The organism is Enterobacter sp. HG048 (assembly GCF_024702055.1).
Classification (GTDB): Bacteria; Pseudomonadota; Gammaproteobacteria; order Enterobacterales; family Enterobacteriaceae; genus Enterobacter; species Enterobacter dykesii.
This window is the reverse complement of record NZ_JANLIZ010000001.1, coordinates 230,276-247,135: the sequence shown is the minus strand read 5'-3', so window position 1 is coordinate 247,135 and position 16,860 is coordinate 230,276. Positions and strand designations below refer to the sequence as shown.

Annotated in this window: 18 protein-coding genes; 8 read left to right on the top strand and 10 right to left on the bottom strand. The window is 57.4% G+C overall.

Annotation, left to right across the window (positions count from 1 at the left end):
* Positions 1-65 precede the first annotated feature (65 nt).
* The 7 genes from potI to nfsA form a co-directional block, all read right to left on the bottom strand.
* Positions 66-911 (bottom strand): putrescine ABC transporter permease PotI, encoded by an 846-nt coding sequence (potI, locus tag NUX24_RS01230; RefSeq protein ID WP_047653159.1) that lies wholly within the window; start codon positions 909-911, stop codon positions 66-68.
* The gene (gene potH / locus NUX24_RS01225) at positions 908-1,861 is read right to left on the bottom strand and encodes a putrescine ABC transporter permease PotH (protein ID WP_257829423.1); all 954 of its coding nucleotides are present in this window, start codon (positions 1,859-1,861) and stop codon (positions 908-910) included. The genes potI and potH overlap by 4 nt, the downstream gene beginning before the upstream one ends.
* A 10-nt stretch (positions 1,862-1,871) precedes the next feature.
* Positions 1,872-3,005, bottom strand: a complete 1,134-nt coding sequence (gene potG / locus NUX24_RS01220; protein ID WP_024907855.1) for a putrescine ABC transporter ATP-binding subunit PotG — start codon at positions 3,003-3,005, stop codon at positions 1,872-1,874.
* Between the two features lie 97 nt (positions 3,006-3,102).
* On the bottom strand, positions 3,103-4,215 hold the full coding sequence (potF, locus tag NUX24_RS01215) for a spermidine/putrescine ABC transporter substrate-binding protein PotF (protein ID WP_008503444.1): 1,113 nt from the start codon (positions 4,213-4,215) through the stop codon (positions 3,103-3,105).
* 351 nt (positions 4,216-4,566) lie between these two features.
* Positions 4,567-5,043, bottom strand: a complete 477-nt coding sequence (locus tag NUX24_RS01210; RefSeq protein WP_257829419.1) for a YbjN domain-containing protein — start codon at positions 5,041-5,043, stop codon at positions 4,567-4,569.
* Positions 5,044-5,106: 63 nt separating this feature from the next.
* Positions 5,107-6,009, bottom strand: coding sequence for a 30S ribosomal protein S6--L-glutamate ligase (gene rimK / locus NUX24_RS01205; protein ID WP_029739445.1), 903 nt, complete (start codon positions 6,007-6,009; stop codon positions 5,107-5,109).
* 69 nt (positions 6,010-6,078) lie between these two features.
* Positions 6,079-6,801, bottom strand: a complete 723-nt coding sequence (nfsA, locus tag NUX24_RS01200) for a nitroreductase NfsA (RefSeq protein ID WP_047653162.1) — start codon at positions 6,799-6,801, stop codon at positions 6,079-6,081.
* Positions 6,802-6,985: 184 nt separating this feature from the next.
* Between nfsA and NUX24_RS01195 the strand changes: the two genes are divergently transcribed.
* Positions 6,986-7,255 (top strand): GrxA family glutaredoxin, encoded by a 270-nt coding sequence (locus tag NUX24_RS01195; protein ID WP_006809455.1) that lies wholly within the window; start codon positions 6,986-6,988, stop codon positions 7,253-7,255.
* Positions 7,256-7,285: 30 nt separating this feature from the next.
* Here NUX24_RS01195 and NUX24_RS01190 read toward each other — a convergent pair whose 3' ends face one another.
* Entirely contained in the window at positions 7,286-7,660 is a 375-nt protein-coding gene (locus tag NUX24_RS01190) for an inner membrane protein YbjM (protein ID WP_214576294.1), read from the bottom strand.
* Between the two features lie 273 nt (positions 7,661-7,933).
* Here NUX24_RS01190 and NUX24_RS01185 point away from each other — a divergent pair, with 273 nt between their 5' ends.
* The 4 genes from NUX24_RS01185 to arsC all read left to right on the top strand — a co-directional run bounded on the left by NUX24_RS01185 (position 7,934) and on the right by arsC (position 11,967).
* The gene (locus NUX24_RS01185) at positions 7,934-9,619 is read left to right on the top strand and encodes an aspartate:alanine antiporter (RefSeq protein WP_014169303.1); all 1,686 of its coding nucleotides are present in this window, start codon (positions 7,934-7,936) and stop codon (positions 9,617-9,619) included.
* 253 nt (positions 9,620-9,872) lie between these two features.
* Entirely contained in the window at positions 9,873-10,193 is a 321-nt protein-coding gene (locus NUX24_RS01180; RefSeq protein ID WP_257829411.1) for a metalloregulator ArsR/SmtB family transcription factor, read from the top strand.
* 40 nt (positions 10,194-10,233) lie between these two features.
* The gene (locus NUX24_RS01175) at positions 10,234-11,523 is read left to right on the top strand and encodes an arsenic transporter (RefSeq protein ID WP_257829408.1); all 1,290 of its coding nucleotides are present in this window, start codon (positions 10,234-10,236) and stop codon (positions 11,521-11,523) included.
* Positions 11,524-11,535: 12 nt separating this feature from the next.
* On the top strand, positions 11,536-11,967 hold the full coding sequence (gene arsC / locus NUX24_RS01170; RefSeq protein ID WP_257829406.1) for a glutaredoxin-dependent arsenate reductase: 432 nt from the start codon (positions 11,536-11,538) through the stop codon (positions 11,965-11,967).
* Positions 11,968-11,988: 21 nt separating this feature from the next.
* On the opposite strand, the gene NUX24_RS01165 is transcribed toward arsC, so the two are convergent.
* Positions 11,989-12,540 (bottom strand): TetR/AcrR family transcriptional regulator, encoded by a 552-nt coding sequence (locus NUX24_RS01165; protein WP_023310923.1) that lies wholly within the window; start codon positions 12,538-12,540, stop codon positions 11,989-11,991.
* An 81-nt stretch (positions 12,541-12,621) separates the two neighbouring features.
* Between NUX24_RS01165 and NUX24_RS01160 the strand changes: the two genes are divergently transcribed.
* Positions 12,622-13,836 carry an MFS transporter gene (locus tag NUX24_RS01160; RefSeq protein ID WP_257829403.1) on the top strand — a complete coding sequence of 405 codons (1,215 nt, stop codon included), beginning with the start codon at positions 12,622-12,624 and terminating at the stop codon, positions 13,834-13,836.
* Positions 13,826-14,638 (top strand): Cof-type HAD-IIB family hydrolase, encoded by an 813-nt coding sequence (locus tag NUX24_RS01155; protein ID WP_257829401.1) that lies wholly within the window; start codon positions 13,826-13,828, stop codon positions 14,636-14,638. The genes NUX24_RS01160 and NUX24_RS01155 overlap by 11 nt, the downstream gene beginning before the upstream one ends.
* 90 nt (positions 14,639-14,728) lie before the next feature.
* Here NUX24_RS01155 and NUX24_RS01150 read toward each other — a convergent pair whose 3' ends face one another.
* Complete coding sequence (locus tag NUX24_RS01150) at positions 14,729-15,961, bottom strand: MFS transporter (protein WP_047653215.1); 1,233 nt, start codon at positions 15,959-15,961, stop codon at positions 14,729-14,731.
* Positions 15,962-16,129: 168 nt separating this feature from the next.
* Between NUX24_RS01150 and NUX24_RS01145 the strand changes: the two genes are divergently transcribed.
* Positions 16,130-16,858, top strand: coding sequence for a phosphatase PAP2 family protein (locus NUX24_RS01145; protein ID WP_039261468.1), 729 nt, complete (start codon positions 16,130-16,132; stop codon positions 16,856-16,858).
* The last annotated feature ends 2 nt before the right edge of the window (positions 16,859-16,860 follow it).

Here is a 16,860-nt window from a genome sequence, read left to right as displayed (position 1 = left end):
TGTTTTACTTCCCTGAAAAACAGTGCCGCGTCATGCGCGGCACATCACTGGAAATTTTAAATCCTTCAGCCGCGTCTTGCACGCTGGATATCGCGCACGCGCTGTTTTTCCGCGCGCGCCATCAAATACCAGGCGATAAATCCGACAATTCCGACCACGCCGAGGATGATAGAGGCCAGGGCGTTAATCTCCGGGTTGACCCCCATGCGCACGCTGGAGAAGACCAGCATCGGCAGCGTCGTCGCGCCCGGCCCGGAGACAAAGCTGGCGATAACCAGATCGTCAAGGGAGAGCGTGAACGCCAGCAGCCAGCCGGAGATCACCGCCGGCATAATCATCGGCAGGGTAATGATGAAAAAAACCTTCAGCGGCGTCGCGCCAAGATCCATCGCCGCCTCTTCAATGGAGCGATCCAGCTCGCGCAGGCGCGAGGAGATCACCACCGCCACGTACGCGGTACAGAAGGTGACGTGCGCCAGCCAGATGGTGAGCATACCGCGGTCTGCCGGCCAGCCGATGGCGTGCGCCAGGGCCACGAACAGCAGCAGCAGCGACAGACCGGTGATCACGTCCGGCATCACCAGCGGGGCGGTGATCATAAATGCGAACCCGTTTGAGCCGCGAAAACGGCCGAAACGCACCATCACCAGCGCGGCGATCGTCCCCAGCACGGACGCCATGGTCGCCGCCAGCGCCGCAATGGTAAGGCTCAGCCCCACCGCGCTCATCATCGCATCATCGTGGAACAGCTCGCTGTACCAGCGCGTCGACCAGCCCGCCCAGACCGTCACCAGCTTGGAGCTGTTGAAGGAGTAGATCACCAGCATCAGCATCGGCGCATACAGGAAGGTAAAGCCAATAACCAGGATCGCTATTCGCCACGGGGAGCGCACTACCGGTAAGTTGTTCATCCGTGATCTCCCATCTGTTTCTGCTGATGCTTGTGGAACCACATGATCGGCACGATCAGCAGCAGCAACATGACAATCGCCACCGCAGAGGCCACCGGCCAGTCGCGGTTATTGAAGAACTCCTGCCACAGCACGCGGCCAATCATGATGCTGTCCGGGCCGCCGAGCAGTTCCGGGATCACGAACTCCCCTACCGCCGGGATAAAGACCAGCATTGACCCGGCGATAATGCCGCCTTTGGTCAGCGGGACGATCACGCTGAAGAAGGTCTTCAGCGGACGCGCGCCGAGATCGAGCGACGCTTCCACCAGCGAATAATCAATACGCGTCAGCGCCGTATAGATCGGCAGCACCATAAACGGCAGGTAGGCGTACACAATGCCGATATAGACCGCGAGGTTGGTGTGCAGGATCGTTAGCGGCTGATCGATAACCCCGAGCCACATGAGAAAGTTATTCAGCACGCCGTTGTTTTTCAGGATCCCCATCCAGGCGTAAACGCGGATCAGGAACGAGGTCCACGACGGCAGGATCACCAGCAGCAGCAGGATGTTGCGCGTCGACGGCTTGCTGTGCGCCACCGCCCACGCCAGCGGGTAGCCCATCACCAGACAGCAGAGCGTCGAGATCGCCGCCACCTGCAGCGACTGCAGATAGGCTTCGAAATAGAGCGGGTCGTCGGTGAGCTGCAGGAAGTTGCCGAGATTTAGCGTCAGCGTCAGCTGCCCGTCAGCCCAGTCCAGCAGGTTGGTATAGGGCGGGATCGCCCGCGCCATTTCCGCAAGGCTTATTTTGAAAACAATCAGAAACGGCAGCAGGAACAGCAGGATCAGCCACACGTACGGCATGGCGATCACCAGCTTGCGGCCGTGCTTCATCTGCTTGCGCGTCAGCCACTGGGCAAAACCGCCAGGCTTTTCTGCGCGGGCTGGAGGTTCAAGTGTACTCATTGGCCGCTCCTTATACCGTCAGCACTACGCAACTGTCAGCATCCCAGCACAGGCGCACTTCGTCACCCCATGTTGGTTGCCCCTTGCGGTAGCGATGTTCGTTCTGTAGCTGTGCGCTGAGCATCTGCCCACTTTTCAGCCGCACGTGGTAGATAGACAGATCGCCCAGATAGGCAATGTGCACCACTTCGCCGACGGCAAAGTTATAGCCATCGGCAGGCGGATCCTCACAGAGCATGATCTTCTCCGGACGCAGCGCGACGTAGACCGGCACGTTGTCCACAACAGAGTTATCCGGATCGACCTTAAGCGGATGCTGCAGCCCCGGCGATTCGATGACCAGGCCATCCTCCTGACGATCTTTCAGCAGCCCTTCGAAGACGTTGACCGAGCCGATGAACTCCGCGCTGTAGCGGGTGGTCGGATGCTCATAAATCTCTTCCGGCTCGCCAATCTGCACGAACTTCCCGCGGTTCATGATCGCGATACGTCCGGCCATGGTCATCGCCTCTTCCTGGTCGTGGGTCACCATCACGCAGGTCACCCCCACGCGCTCGAGGATATCCACCACTTCGAGCTGCATACGGTCGCGGAGTTTTTTATCCAGCGCGCCCATCGGCTCATCGAGCAACAATAATTTCGGGCGTTTTGCCAGACTGCGGGCCAGGGCCACGCGCTGGCGCTGGCCGCCGGAGAGCTGGTGCGGTTTGCGCTTCGCGAACTCCTGCATGTGCACCAGGCTCAGCATCTCGGCCACGCGCGCGGTAATTTCGGCCTTCGGCAGCTTGTCCTGCTTCAGGCCAAAGGCGATGTTCTGCTCCACCGTCATGTGCGGGAACAGCGCGTAGGACTGGAACATCATGTTAATCGGGCGCTGATACGGCGGCACGCTGGAGAGATCCACACCATCGAGCATGATTTGCCCGGCAGTGGGCTGTTCAAAACCGGCCAGCATACGCAGCAGGGTCGATTTACCGCAGCCAGAAGCCCCCAGAAGGGCAAAAATCTCGCCTTTATAAATCGTCAGGCTGACGTCGTCCACGGCATGCTGGCCATCGAAAGATTTGGTGAGGTTACGAATTTCAAGAAGCGGGGTCAGCGCTTTACGGACTTTCGCCTGCGGGCGGGGGATCGCGTCATTCACGGGGTGTTCTCCGGCAGAAATCAAAACATGGTGCAGGCGCACCAGAACGGTGCGCCTGTTGCCGGGGCGCTTCGCTTCCCCGGCCTACAACAACGGGTTATTTACCGCTTTTCACCTTGGTCCACGCGCGGGTACGCACGCGGTCAATTTTTGGATCCTGGACTTTCAGGGTGAAGAGCTTGGCGAACACATCCGCTGGCGGATAGATAGCCGGGTTGTTACGGATTTCTTCGCTTACCAGCGGCACGGAGGCCTTGTTACCATTCGCGTAGTAAACGTGGTCGCTGATGTGGGCGATCACCTCAGGACGCATCAGGTAGTTGAGGAACTGATAGGCTTCGTCTTTGTTTTTCGCATCAGCCGGCATCGCGAAGACGTCGAAGAACGCCAGCGCCCCCTCTTTCGGAATGAAGTAAGAGACGTTCACGCCGTTTTTCGCCTCTTTCGCGCGGTTAGCCGCCTGCCACACGTCACCTGCCCAGCCGATCGCGACGCAGATGTCGCCGTTCGCCAGGTCGTTGATGTACTGAGACGAGTGGAAGTAACGAATGTTTGGACGCAGCTTCAGCAGCAGATCGGTCGCCGGGCCGGTGTAATCATCGGCTTTATTGCTGTTCGGGTCTTTGCCCAGGTAGTTCAGCACGGTGGCGAAAATCTCTTCCGGCGCATCGAGGAAGGAGACACCGCAGCTTTTCAGCTTCTCAAGGTTTTCCGGCTTCAGCACCACGTCCCAGCTGTCCAGCTTGACGTCCGGGCCCAGCGCCGCTTTGACTTTATCCACGTTGTAGCCGATACCGGTGGTCGCCCACAGGTAAGGCATGGCGTATTTGTTGTCCGGGTCATGCTTCGCCACCAGCTTCAGCACTTCCGGATCGAGGTTTTTCCAGTTCGGTAACTTGCTCTTATCCAGCGGCTGGAAGACGCCTGCCGTCAGCTGGCGCTCGAGGAAGCTTGCGGAAGGCACCACGAGGTCAAACCCGGTGCTGCCCGCCATCAGCTTTCCTTCCAGCACTTCGTTGGAATCGAACACGTCGTAGACCACTTTAATGCCGGTCTCTTTTTCAAAATTTGCCACCGTGTCCGGCGCAATATAGTCAGACCAGTTATAAACGTGCAGCGTTTTTTGTTCCGCAGCGAGCGTGCCGGCAGAGACGGCCATCAGAGCACCCGCAACCAGACCCGATAACCATTTTTTATTCAAGGCGATCATATCTTTATTCCTTCTGAAAGCTCGTTAACAAACGAACTAAAACTGTGCAATCTGAAGATATGCAATAATCATGCATAGTTTGTCGCTCTGCTCAAAATAAAAAGAAACCTCTTTACCCGGCAGCTTCCGCTCGCTTTTTTAAGCATCGCAAGAATAACTGTAGCCCGTGTCCCCGGCTATAGCCCAGACGAAAAAACGCCTTTTATCAATTTTTTATGCAGGTTATGTCTACGTGATAAGCCGAAACGGCCTTCAGGGAGGTGAAAAATTCTTTAAAGAAAGGTTAAAAGCAGCAGAAAAAATGGCCTTCTGCAGCCGCTATGGCAGCGACTGCGCAAAAGTCAGACAGGCTTAGTGAAGAAAATTGGGAGGTGCATCATTATTCTCTGCATCATCTTCCGCGCTATACAGCAGATGGTGTGCATTGGCTTCCATCATAACCATGGAAATTTGCTCTTCGCTCAAGCGCATAAACCAGGCGAACTGCTTGAACGACAGCCCTGCCCCGGAGAATAATGACTGGCAAACGACCAGTTTTGGCAGATTATCATCCTGTATGTCGAGAAATGCCTTCACCGTCAAAGAACTGGCATTGATTGCCGACAGGTCGGAAGCCAGCGCCAGCAGCGCGGAGGGCTTAACTTCGGCCAGCGCGGAGAAAAGGATCACGTCGTTAATGAGATCGATTTTGGCATCGAAAATGCCGTCGAAATTCTGCATATGAGGCAGATGCAGCGCCTGGCAGGAATCGCATTCGAAGAACGTAATTCCGGCATCATCAAGCCATTGACGTAACGTATCCAGTGTAGGTACGACCTGTAAATCCATCGCTGTGCAGCCTCTTCAATATAATCTGTGCATAGGGTACGCAAAAAGTGCGCGGTAATCTATTCAACCACCCGTTTTCAGGCAGTAGCCCGGCGTGGCATGACGCTCGATCCATGCGATCATTTTACCCGCAATATCGACACCTGTGGTTTTTTCCACGCCTTCCAGCCCCGGCGAGGCATTCACCTCCATGACCAGCGGCCCGCGCGTCGCCCGCAGAAGATCTACGCCCGCCACGTCCAGCCCCAAGGTTTGCGCCGCTTTGACGGCAATTTCCCGTTCGCGATCGCTGATATCGGCTACCCGCGCCACGCCGCCGCGGTGAAGGTTAGAGCGGAAGTCGCCCTCTTTCGCCTGGCGCTCGATGGCCGCCACCACTTCATTACCGACCACGAAGCAGCGGATGTCGCGCCCTTTCGCCTCTTCGATGTACTCCTGCACCAGGATGTGCGCATTGAGGCCCCGAAAGGCGTCAATCACGCTCTCCGCCGCCTGGCGCGTTTCCGCCAGCACCACGCCAATGCCCTGCGTGCCTTCCACCAGCTTAATCACCAAAGGCGCGCCGCCCACCATGTCGATAAGATCGCTGGTGTCGTCAGGTGAATGGGCAATACCGGTGACGGGGAGATCGATCCCCTGACGGGCGAGGAGCTGCAGCGAGCGCAGCTTGTCGCGGGCGCGCGAAATGGCGACGGATTCGTTAAGCGGATAGCTGCCCAGCATCTCAAACTGGCGCAGCGCGGCGGTGCCGTAATAGGTTATCTGGGAGCCGATGCGGGGGATCACCGCATCAAAGTGCGGCAGCTTGCGGCCTTTGTAGTGAATCGACGAGGCGGCCGGGTCAATGTTCATATAGCAGGACATCGGGTCGAGGATCTCAACCTGATGCCCGCGTTTCGCCGCCGCTTCTCGCAGGCGCTTACATGAATAGAGCGTTCCATCCCGGGACAATATGGCAATTTTCACCCTGCACCTCTCTGAAGACATGGAAAAAGCCTGCATATCATATACGCAGGCAGGCGCAGGCGGAATGGACTATCGCGTCGCCCAGCCCTGTTTGTGCAGGTAATCAAGAATAAACGGACGGTTTTCTTTAATGATGGTGCGACGAATATGGTCAGTCCAGGTATCACGACGGTTATTGCTGTCGCGCGTCAGGTAGTAGTTCGCCAGCTCTTCGTCATATTGATTCAGGACGTCCCGATCGACCGGCTGGTAGTGGTTTTCGTGCACCAGCATGGCGGCAGGAATACGTGGCTTCAGATCCGGATTATCCGCAGGCCAGCCGAGGCACAGGCCAAACAGCGGCAGGACGTGTTTTGGCAGCTTCAGCAGCTCGGTCACGCTTTCAATGTTGTTACGCAGGCCACCGATGTAGACGCCGCCCAAACCCAGCGACTCCGCCGCCGTGAAGGCGTTTTGCGCCATCAGTGCGGTATCCACCACGCCCAGCAGCAGCTGTTCGGCCAGCCCCAGCTGCGCTTCAGGGCAAATTTGCAGGTGGCGGTTAAAGTCGGCGCAGAACACCCAGAACTCGGCGGCCTGGGCAACATGCTTCTGCCCGCCGGTCAGCGTCACCAGCTGTTCACGCATGGCCGGGTCGGTGATGCGGATAATCGAGCTGCACTGCAGGAAGCTGGAACTGGAGGTCGCTCTGGCGCTGTTAATAATCGCTTCGCGCTGCGCCTCGGTAATCGGCTCGTCGGTGAAGTGGCGAATGGAACGGTGGGATGTGAGCAGGTCTATGGTTGGCGTCATCTTGTCTCTCTTTGTCTTGCTTAAACCGTATGGCAGCCAGTATAGGCAATGATTTGCGCGGTGTAATTGGCGAAACATAGCCTTACTGTATCAAAGCGACAGGCGAAACCTTCTTTAATGGCGACAGGTTATCGGGCACTATATGTCCTATTCGCCGTCAGGCTTGTTTTTTGAGGAGAGAGAAATGTTTGCAGTAATTTTTGGTCGTCCAGGGTGCCCTTACTGTGTGCGCGCGAAAGAGCTGGCTGAGAAACTGACCGAAGAGCGCGATGACTTCAACTTCCGCTACGTGGACATCCACGCGGAAGGCATCACCAAAGCTGATCTCGAAAAAACCGTCGGCAAGCCGGTTGAAACCGTACCGCAGATCTTCCTCGATCAGAAACACATCGGCGGTTGCACTGACTTCGAAGCCTACGCCAAAGAGCATCTGGGCCTGTTTGCCGCCCAGTAATGCGAAGACGCCCTCACCCGGAGGGCGTTTTTATTTGTGGTGCCGTTGATGCTTAATCAGGCTGCACACAAACAAATAGCACAGCGCGCCGAGGGCGCACCAGAAGACGCCGCTCAGCAACCACGCCAGCTCCTGCCAGAAACTTCGCGTTGATACATACAGCATGCGCATCAGCAGCAGACACAGCGGTGCCGCCAGCATTGCGCCAATAAGCGGCTTGACCACCTCCCCTTTACGGGAAAGAAAACTGGCTGCCGCTCCCGGCAGCGTAAAAAAGAGCAGCCCCAGCTCCGGGTGTCCGGCAGCCCTGAATGCCCCTTTCACATTAAAAGCGAGCGACATGCACACGACGGTAAACAGCAAAAAGCAGCTGATCACCCCCGCCCAGTTTCGTTTAATGTTCAAACTATCCTCCTGACTTATCTCTATCAAATACACCTTCGTCGGGTAGACGCCCAGTCAGATAAAGCAATGCGGCAATCCATGCCAAAGTACGCACAGGGTGATGCGATAATAGGTAGCTGTCAGTAGCTAATACGATTAAACTATCGGCCAGCTAATGTTTTAGGGAATAAATTAGGTAACAGGGAGGGTTGAACGCGTTCCCTGTTCTAAAAAACAGTAGCCCAAATAGTCCTTTCATTCAACAACTTACTGGTAAACAAGAAGTTAGCCTCCGTGAATATAAACGTCGCAGACTTGTTAAATGGGAATTACATCCTGTTATTATTTGTGGTACTGGCGCTGGGCCTTTGCCTGGGTAAATTGCGCCTGGGTTCAGTTCAACTTGGTAATTCCATTGGCGTTTTAGTGGTTTCCTTATTATTAGGCCAGCAGCACTTCAGCATTAACACGGACGCGCTCAACTTAGGCTTTATGCTGTTTATTTTTTGTGTTGGCGTGGAAGCGGGACCGAACTTTTTTTCAATTTTCTTCCGCGACGGCAAAAATTATCTGATGCTGGCGCTGGTGATGGTCGGCAGCGCGCTGCTGATCGCGTTAGGGCTGGGTAAACTGTTTGGCTGGGATATCGGGTTAACGGCCGGTATGCTGGCAGGCTCCATGACCTCCACCCCCGTGCTCGTGGGTGCCGGTGATACCCTGCGCCATTCCGGCATGGCCGGCGCGCAGCTCTCTACCGCGCTCGACCACCTGAGCCTGGGCTATGCCCTGACCTATCTGATCGGTCTGGTGAGCCTGATTGTCGGCGCACGCTACCTGCCAAAACTGCAGCATCAGGATCTGCAGACCAGCGCCCAGCAAATCGCGCGCGAGCGCGGTCTCGATACCGATTCCAAACGTAAAGTCTATCTCCCGGTGATCCGCGCCTATCGCGTCGGGCCAGAACTGGTGGCATGGGCCGACGGCAAAAACCTGCGCGAGCTGGGGATCTACCGCCAGACGGGCTGCTATATCGAACGTATCCGCCGCAACGGCATTCTGGCGAACCCGGACGGCGACGCGGTGCTGCAGATGGGCGACGACATCGCGCTGGTGGGTTACCCGGACGCCCACGCCCGTCTCGACCCGAGCTTCCGTAACGGCAAAGAGGTGTTCGACCGCGACCTGCTCGACATGCGCATCGTCACCGAAGAGATCGTGGTAAAAAACCATAACGCCGTGGGCCGCCGCCTGGCCCAGCTGAAGCTGACCGACCACGGTTGCTTCCTCAACCGAGTGATCCGCAGCCAGATTGAAATGCCGATCGACGATAACGTTGTGCTCAACAAAGGCGACGTTCTGCAGGTCAGCGGCGACGCCCGCCGCGTGAAAACCGTTGCCGACCGCATCGGCTTTATCTCCATTCACAGCCAGGTCACCGACCTGCTGGCCTTCTGCGCCTTCTTTATTGTTGGCCTGATGATCGGGATGATCACCTTCCAGTTCAGCAACTTTAGCTTCGGCATCGGTAACGCCGCCGGGCTGCTGTTTGCCGGGATCATGCTGGGCTTCCTGCGAGCAAACCACCCGACCTTCGGCTACATTCCGCAGGGCGCGCTGAACATGGTGAAAGAGTTCGGTCTGATGGTCTTTATGGCAGGCGTGGGCTTAAGCGCGGGCAGCGGCATCGGCCACAGCCTGGGCGCCGTCGGCTGGCAGATGCTGGTTTCCGGACTTATCGTCAGCCTGGTGCCGGTGGTGATCTGCTTCCTGTTCGGCGCCTACGTGCTGCGCATGAACCGCGCCCTGCTCTTCGGGGCAATGATGGGCGCGCGTACCTGTGCGCCTGCGATGGAAATCATCAGCGATACCGCGCGCAGCAACATCCCGGCGCTCGGTTATGCGGGCACGTACGCCATCGCTAACGTACTGCTGACGCTGGCGGGTACGCTGATTATCATCATCTGGCCCGGGCTCGGATAACTCCTAAGAATGCGCGTGGCGGAAAATATTTTTGTTACGCGCAGAACTTTTTTATCAGGGGGCAGTCATAACTAGTGCCACTGCTTTTCTTTGATGTCCCCAATTTGTGGAGCCCATCAACCCCGCCGTTTTGGTTCAAGGTTGATGGGTTTTTTGTTGCCTGAAATTCCCCTTACTCAAATCTCACCTTCTCTCTTGCAGTTAAAACATATATGATTAAACGCATATGAAAATCACACCTGCAGGAACTCCCATGCTCCACCCGCTCCAGCTCTTCAAAACCCTCTCCGACGAAACGCGGCTCGCCATCGTCATGCTGCTCCGTGAAGCGGGCGAACTGTGCGTCTGCGATCTCTGCTCCGCGACCACCGAGTCGCAGCCTAAGGTCTCCCGTCACATGGCGCTGCTGCGCGAGTCCGGGCTGGTTATCGATCGTCGCGAGGGGAAATGGGTCCATTACCGTCTCTCTCCCAACATGCCTGCATGGGCGGCAGCCGTTATCGACACCAGTTGGAACTGCCTGCGGGAAGAGACGCGCATGAAGCTGAAAAACCGACTTGCAGGCTCGTGCTGATAACAATACATTCACAAAAACAGATATAACGGAGTAAGCGATGTTTCTGGCAGGAGCGATTTTTTTATTCACATTGGTACTGGTCATCTGGCAGCCCAGGGGACTCAGTATCGGCTGGAGCGCGACCATCGGTGCCGTGCTGGCGCTGGCCAGCGGCGTGATTCACATTAACGATATACCTGTGGTGTGGAATATCGTCTGGAACGCCACTGCAACCTTTATTGCCGTCATCATCATCAGCCTGCTGCTGGATGAGTCCGGCTTTTTCGAGTGGGCGGCGCTGCACGTCGCCCGCTGGGGGAACGGTCGCGGGCGATTGCTGTTTACGTATATCGTACTGCTGGGTGCAGCCGTTGCGGCGCTGTTTGCCAATGACGGCGCGGCGCTGATCCTGACCCCTATCGTTATCGCCATGCTGCTGGCGCTGGGGTTCAGCAAACAGGCCACGCTGGCGTTTGTGATGGCAGCAGGTTTTATCGCCGATACCGCCAGCCTGCCGCTGATTGTCTCCAACCTGGTCAACATTGTGTCGGCAGACTTCTTTAAGCTGGGGTTCAGCGAATACGCCTCGGTGATGATCCCGGTAGATATCGCCGCCATTGCCGCAACGCTGGTCATGCTGCATCTGTTCTTCCGCAAGGAAATTCCCCCGGAATATGACCTGGCGAAACTTCAGGAGCCCGCGCGGGCCATTCACGACCTTCCGACCTTCAGAACGGGCTGGATCGTCCTGCTCCTTCTGCTTGTCGGTTTCTTTGTGCTTGAACCTCTCGGCATTCCGGTGAGCGCCATTGCGACCGTCGGCGCGCTGATTTTATTTGCCGTCGCAAAACGCGGACATGCGATAAACACCGGAAAAGTGCTGCGCGGCGCGCCGTGGCAGATCGTTATCTTCTCGCTGGGGATGTATCTGGTGGTGTATGGCCTGCGCAATGCCGGGCTGACGGACTCTCTCACGGGCGTACTGAATAGCCTGGCCGGGCACGGATTGTGGGCCACCACGCTGGGTACCGGGTTCATCACCGCGTTCCTGTCATCCATAATGAACAATATGCCCACGGTGCTGATTGGCGCGCTCTCCATTGAGGGCAGCACGGCAACGGGGTTGATTAAGGAGGCGATGATTTACGCCAACGTGATTGGCTGCGATCTGGGCCCGAAAATCACGCCTATCGGCAGCCTCGCCACCCTGCTCTGGCTCCACGTGCTGGCGCAGAAAAACATGACGATTACCTGGGGCTACTATTTCCGGACGGGCATCATTATGACGCTGCCGGCCCTGTTTGTGACGCTCGCCGCGCTGGCGCTACGTCTCTCCTTCACACTGTAATGAGCCACTGATATGAGCCACATCACCATTTACCACAACCCCGCCTGCGGCACCTCGCGCAACACGCTGGAGATGATCCGCAACAGCGGCACGGAGCCAGAGATTATCCTCTATCTGGAAAACCCGCCGTCGCGCGATGAGCTGACCACCCTGATTGCCGATATGGGCATTTCAGTGCGGGACCTGCTGCGTAAAAACGTGGAGCCCTATGAACAGCTGGGCCTTGCCGACGATAACTTCACCGACGACCAGCTTATCAATTTTATGCTGCAGCACCCGATCCTGATTAACCGTCCGATCGTGGTAACGCCGCTGGGTACCCGCCTGTGCCGCCCATCTGAAGTCGTCCTCGACATTCTGCCGGACGCGCAGAAAGGGGCGTTTACGAAAGAGGATGGCGAAGCCGTCGTGGACGCCAGTGGGAAAAAAATCGAACACAGATAAAAGTGGCAGGGCGAGTGTTACCTAAGGGTTCCCCTCGCCCGCAATTCTCCCCACCATCGCCCGAATCTCCTCCCGGGTTAACGGCGCCCGGTCGGTGACATAGTGCAGCGTCATCCCTTCGATAAACGCGTCCAGCGCGCGGGTGGTGACCGGGTCGAACCACTGCTCGAGCGTTGTCTGGCTCATCTTCATCCAGTCCTGCATCACCGTTTTCAGCGCCGCGCTGCGGTGCATAAAGGCGTAGAGCTGATACATCAGCGCCATGTTGTGCGGCGTGGTCACCTGTGAGCTGTGGATCAGGGTGGTGATGGATTCGCACGCCATTTCCGGACCGGTGACGCCCGCGAAGAAATCCCGGTACTGCTTCGACATCTGCCGGGTAAACCACGTGAAGGCCTCCTCCAGCAGCGGCTCCATGCCGTCGAAATAGTAGGTCATCGACCCCAGCGGCACGCCCGCGCAGGTGGCGATTTTACGGTGCGTGACGGCGTGAATGCCGTGCTCGGCAATGGTATCGAGTGTTGCCTGCAGGATCTTCTCCCGGCGATGCGGATCGTTCGGTGGTCTGCTCATAAATTCCTCACGTGGTTTGTGTACAAATGTACACAAACTTGCTAGTGTTGTCGCTATTGTTGTACTTCTGGTGCTATCCCGATGACGCTGACCTCTCCCCGTAAAGCCCTGCAGCGACGCCTGTGGGCGCTGTTTATGTTCTTCTTCATTCCCGGCCTGCTGATGGCCTCCTGGGCCACGCGCACCCCCGCCATTCGCGATATTTTGTCCGTTTCTACCGCCGAGATGGGCATCGTACTGTTCGGCCTGTCGATAGGCTCCATGAGCGGCATCCTCTGCTCCGCGTGGCTGGTAAAGCGCTTTGGTACGCGAGCGGTGATCCGCACCACCATGTGCTTTGCCGTGTTCGGGATGGGAATATTAAGCGTGGCGCTGTGGTTTGCCTCGCCGGTGCTGTTCGCCCTGGGCCTGACGGTATTCGGCGGCAGCTTCGGTTCGGCGGAAGTTGCCATCAACGTGGAAGGGGCGGCAGTCGAGCGCGAAATGAATAAAACCGTGCTGCCGATGATGCACGGTTTTTACAGCCTCGGCACGCTGGCCGGTGCGGGCGTGGGGATGGCGCTGACGGCCACTGGCATGAGCGCGAATCTGCATATCCTGCTGGCGGCGCTGGTGTGCATCATTCCGATCCTGACAGGCATCCGGGCGATCCCGGACGGCACCGGTAAGAACTCCGCTGACGAACAGCACTCGGCCGAAAAAGGGCTGCCCTTCTACCGCGACTTCCAGCTGATGCTGATCGGCGTGGTGGTGCTGGCGATGGCGTTCGCGGAAGGTTCCGCCAACGACTGGCTGCCGCTGCTGATGGTGGACGGTCACGGCTTTAGCCCGACCTCCGGCTCGCTGATTTACGCCGGGTTTACGCTGGGGATGACCGTTGGCCGCTTCACCGGCGGCTGGTTTATCGACCGCTACAGCCGCGTGGCGGTGGTGCGCGCCAGCGCCCTGCTGGGCGGCCTGGGTATTGCGATGATCATCTTTGTCGATGTGGACTGGATTGCCGGCGTCTCGGTGATCCTCTGGGGGCTGGGCGCGTCGCTCGGCTTCCCGCTGACCATTTCAGCCGCCAGCGATACCGGCCCGGATGCCCCGACGCGCGTCAGCGTGGTGGCGACCACGGGCTATCTCGCCTTCCTGGTCGGGCCGCCGCTGCTCGGCTTCCTCGGCGAGCACTACGGGCTGCGCAGCGCCATGCTGGTGGTGTTAGGGCTAGTGATCATCGCGGCGCTGGTGGCGCGCGCGGTGGCAAAGCCGGAAACGAATCAAACGACACTGGAGAAGGGATATGAGCGTTAAACTGATCGCCGTCGACATGGATGGTACATTTCTGAGCGATGCCAAGACCTACAATCGCCCGCGCTTTCTGGCGCAGTACGCCCGCATGAAGGCGCAAGGCATTCGCTTCGTGGTCGCCAGCGGCAACCAGTATTACCAGCTGATCTCCTTTTTCCCGGAGATTGCGCATGAAATTGCGTTCGTCGCCGAAAACGGCGGCTGGGTGGTGAGCGAAGGAGAAGATGTCTTTAACGGTGAACTGTCGAAAGCCCATTTCGCCACCGTCGCGAACGTGTTAAACGAGGTTCCGGGCATTGAGATTATCGCCTGTGGGAAAAGCAGCGCGTACACGCTGAAATGCTATGACGAGGGCTTTAAGGATATCGCGGCGAAGTATTACCACCGCCTCGAAATGGTCAGCGATTTCGACAACCTGAACGATATTTTCTTCAAGTTCGGGCTTAACGTTTCTGACGATGAAATTCCGCGTATTCAGGCGCTGCTGCATGAAAAGCTGAGTGACATCATGGTACCCGTCACGACCGGTCACGGCAGTATCGATCTGATTATCCCCGGCGTGCACAAAGCTAACGGCCTGCGGATCCTGCAAAAGCGCTGGGGCATAGAGGACAGCGAAGTGGTGGCCTTCGGCGACAGCGGCAACGACGTGGAGATGCTGCGCCAGTCCGGGTTCAGCTTTGCGATGGCGAATGCCAGACCGCACATCAAAGCGGCGGCGCGTTTTGAGGCGCCGCATAATAACGATGAAGGCGTTTTAAACGTGATTGAGAAAGTGTTGAACGGGGAGGCACCGTTTAATTGACCGGTGCGGTCTGATGCCCTCACCCTGGCCCTCTCCCACAGGGAGAGGGGACTGTTCCGTGCTCGCCAACAGGAAGAGGGAATAAACAGGTTAAGGTTGCAGGGCGTTCCCGACGCGTTTGTCTTTCAGGAACACCACCATCAGGCCAACCCACAGCACGCCGTTGGCGAGGTTAAACAGGCTGAACAGCCCGTTGCCGCCCATCGCATAGGCATGCTTGCTCACCTCGATACCGACGGTAAAAATCAGCATCTGCAGCATCCCCATCGCCGCTGAGACCGTGCCTTTACTCATCTCGCTGGCAAACAGCGTCAGGCGCACCAGCCCGGCGTTGGCCACGCCAATCCCGAAGGCGTAGATGCTCAGCCCCGCCGTCATCCACAGATAAGCGTGTGTTGACGCGACGGTCGCCACCGCAGCCAGAATCAGCCCTGCCGCAATCGGCCAGCCGCCCATGATAATCAGTGAACGCACAGTGCGTCGTGACGTCAGGCGTGCCAGCACCAGATTCCCGATAATCAGCGCGCCAAAGATCGGCACCTGCAGCAGGCCATACTCGTAGCTGCTGAGTTTTTCACCGCTGATGATAATGACCGGCGACTGCGCGATCCACGCCAGCAGCGGCAGGCTAACGAACCCGGTCGCCAGCGCGCCCGCCACAAAGCGGCCGTTCTTCAGCACTTCTTTGTAATCCCGACCCAGTTCTTTCAGCGAGAGTTTCTCGCCGATGCGGGTGGCCGTTTCCGGCATCGCCCGGTGCAGGCCAAAGAACGCGAAGGCGGCGAGAAGCGCAAAGAGCACAAACATCCCTTCCCACGGCGCAACGTGCACCCACGCGGCACCCACCAGCGGCCCGAGTAAGGGAGCGATCAGCGCCACGTTCGCCATCAGCGCGGTAATTTTGATGCACACCGCCTCTTCAAACGATTCCTGAATGGCGGCATACCCCACGGCGCCGATAAAGCACAGGCTCACCCCTTGCAGGAAGCGCAGCAGGGTAAATTGTTCAATGTTTTGCGCCAGCAGCGTGGCGAGACAGGTGACGATAAACCACACCACGCCCGTCAGCATCACCGGACGACGGCCAATACGATCCGACAGCGGGCCTAACAGCCACTGTAAAAACATGCCGCCGGCCAGATAGGCGGTCATGGAGGTCGGCACCCACTCAATACCCGCGTTGTACTGCGCCACAACGGCCAGCATCCCGGGCTGGATCATATCGTTGCCGATATAGGTAGAGAATTCGTAGAGCACCAGACACAGAGGGAAAAGCAACGCCTGACGACCCAGACGTGAACCAGAAGAAGAACGGTTTAACATGCAATCTCTTTATAATGACAAAATCGCGACGAGTTTAATGAAATGCCGCAGCCCGAGATAGTGATTTATCGAGGATAAACAGAAATAAAGCACATATCGTCTTCGTTTAAGGTTTCCTTAAGTTGACACTTTTATGATAGCGCGATTACTCGTCAACGACCCCAAATTATGGCACTCACCTCCAGCCGTTCAGAATTGTCTAACTTACAGACAAATAAGACAAAACGACTTTACCGCTTACCGACCCGCTTTTATGGTTATCAGCTTTTCGTACTGATTGCCCTTGCCGTGGTGTTTACATGGCTATCGCGCAGTGAAGCGCTCGACAGATGGATCACCGGCTTTTGGTATGACGCGGCCACGCAGAGCTTTCCGCTGCAGAAGGATCACCTGCTGGATCTGCTAAACCACCGCCTGGCAAAGTACATCGCCATCGGCTTAGGTGCTGTAGCGCTGTTTTACGGTGCCTACAAGCGCAACGCAAGGCTTGTCACGGCGGCGCTGCTGATGGGCGTTGGCGCGCTGGTAGTAGGCGTGCTGAAAAGCGTGAGCCATCACAGCTGCCCGTGGGATCTGGTGGAATATGGCGGTAAGGCTATGTCTTATCCCCTGTTCAGCGCCGTCCCTGCTGACAGCGGTCCGGGGCGTTGTTTCCCCGGCGGTCATGCCTCCAGCGGCTTTATGGTGATGGGCCTGTTTTTTGCCTTCTGGCGCGAGCGTCCGCGTCTCGCCTGGTGCTTCGTCGCGCTGGGCGTGGTGTTAGGTCTGGCGATGGGCTACGGCCAGGTCATGCGCGGGGCGCATTTTTTCTCTCACAACCTGTGGGCCGGGTGGTGGGTCTGGTTTTCTCAGGTGGTTGTCTACGGACTTATTTCCACCCGGTTTGCTAAAGAGTGATA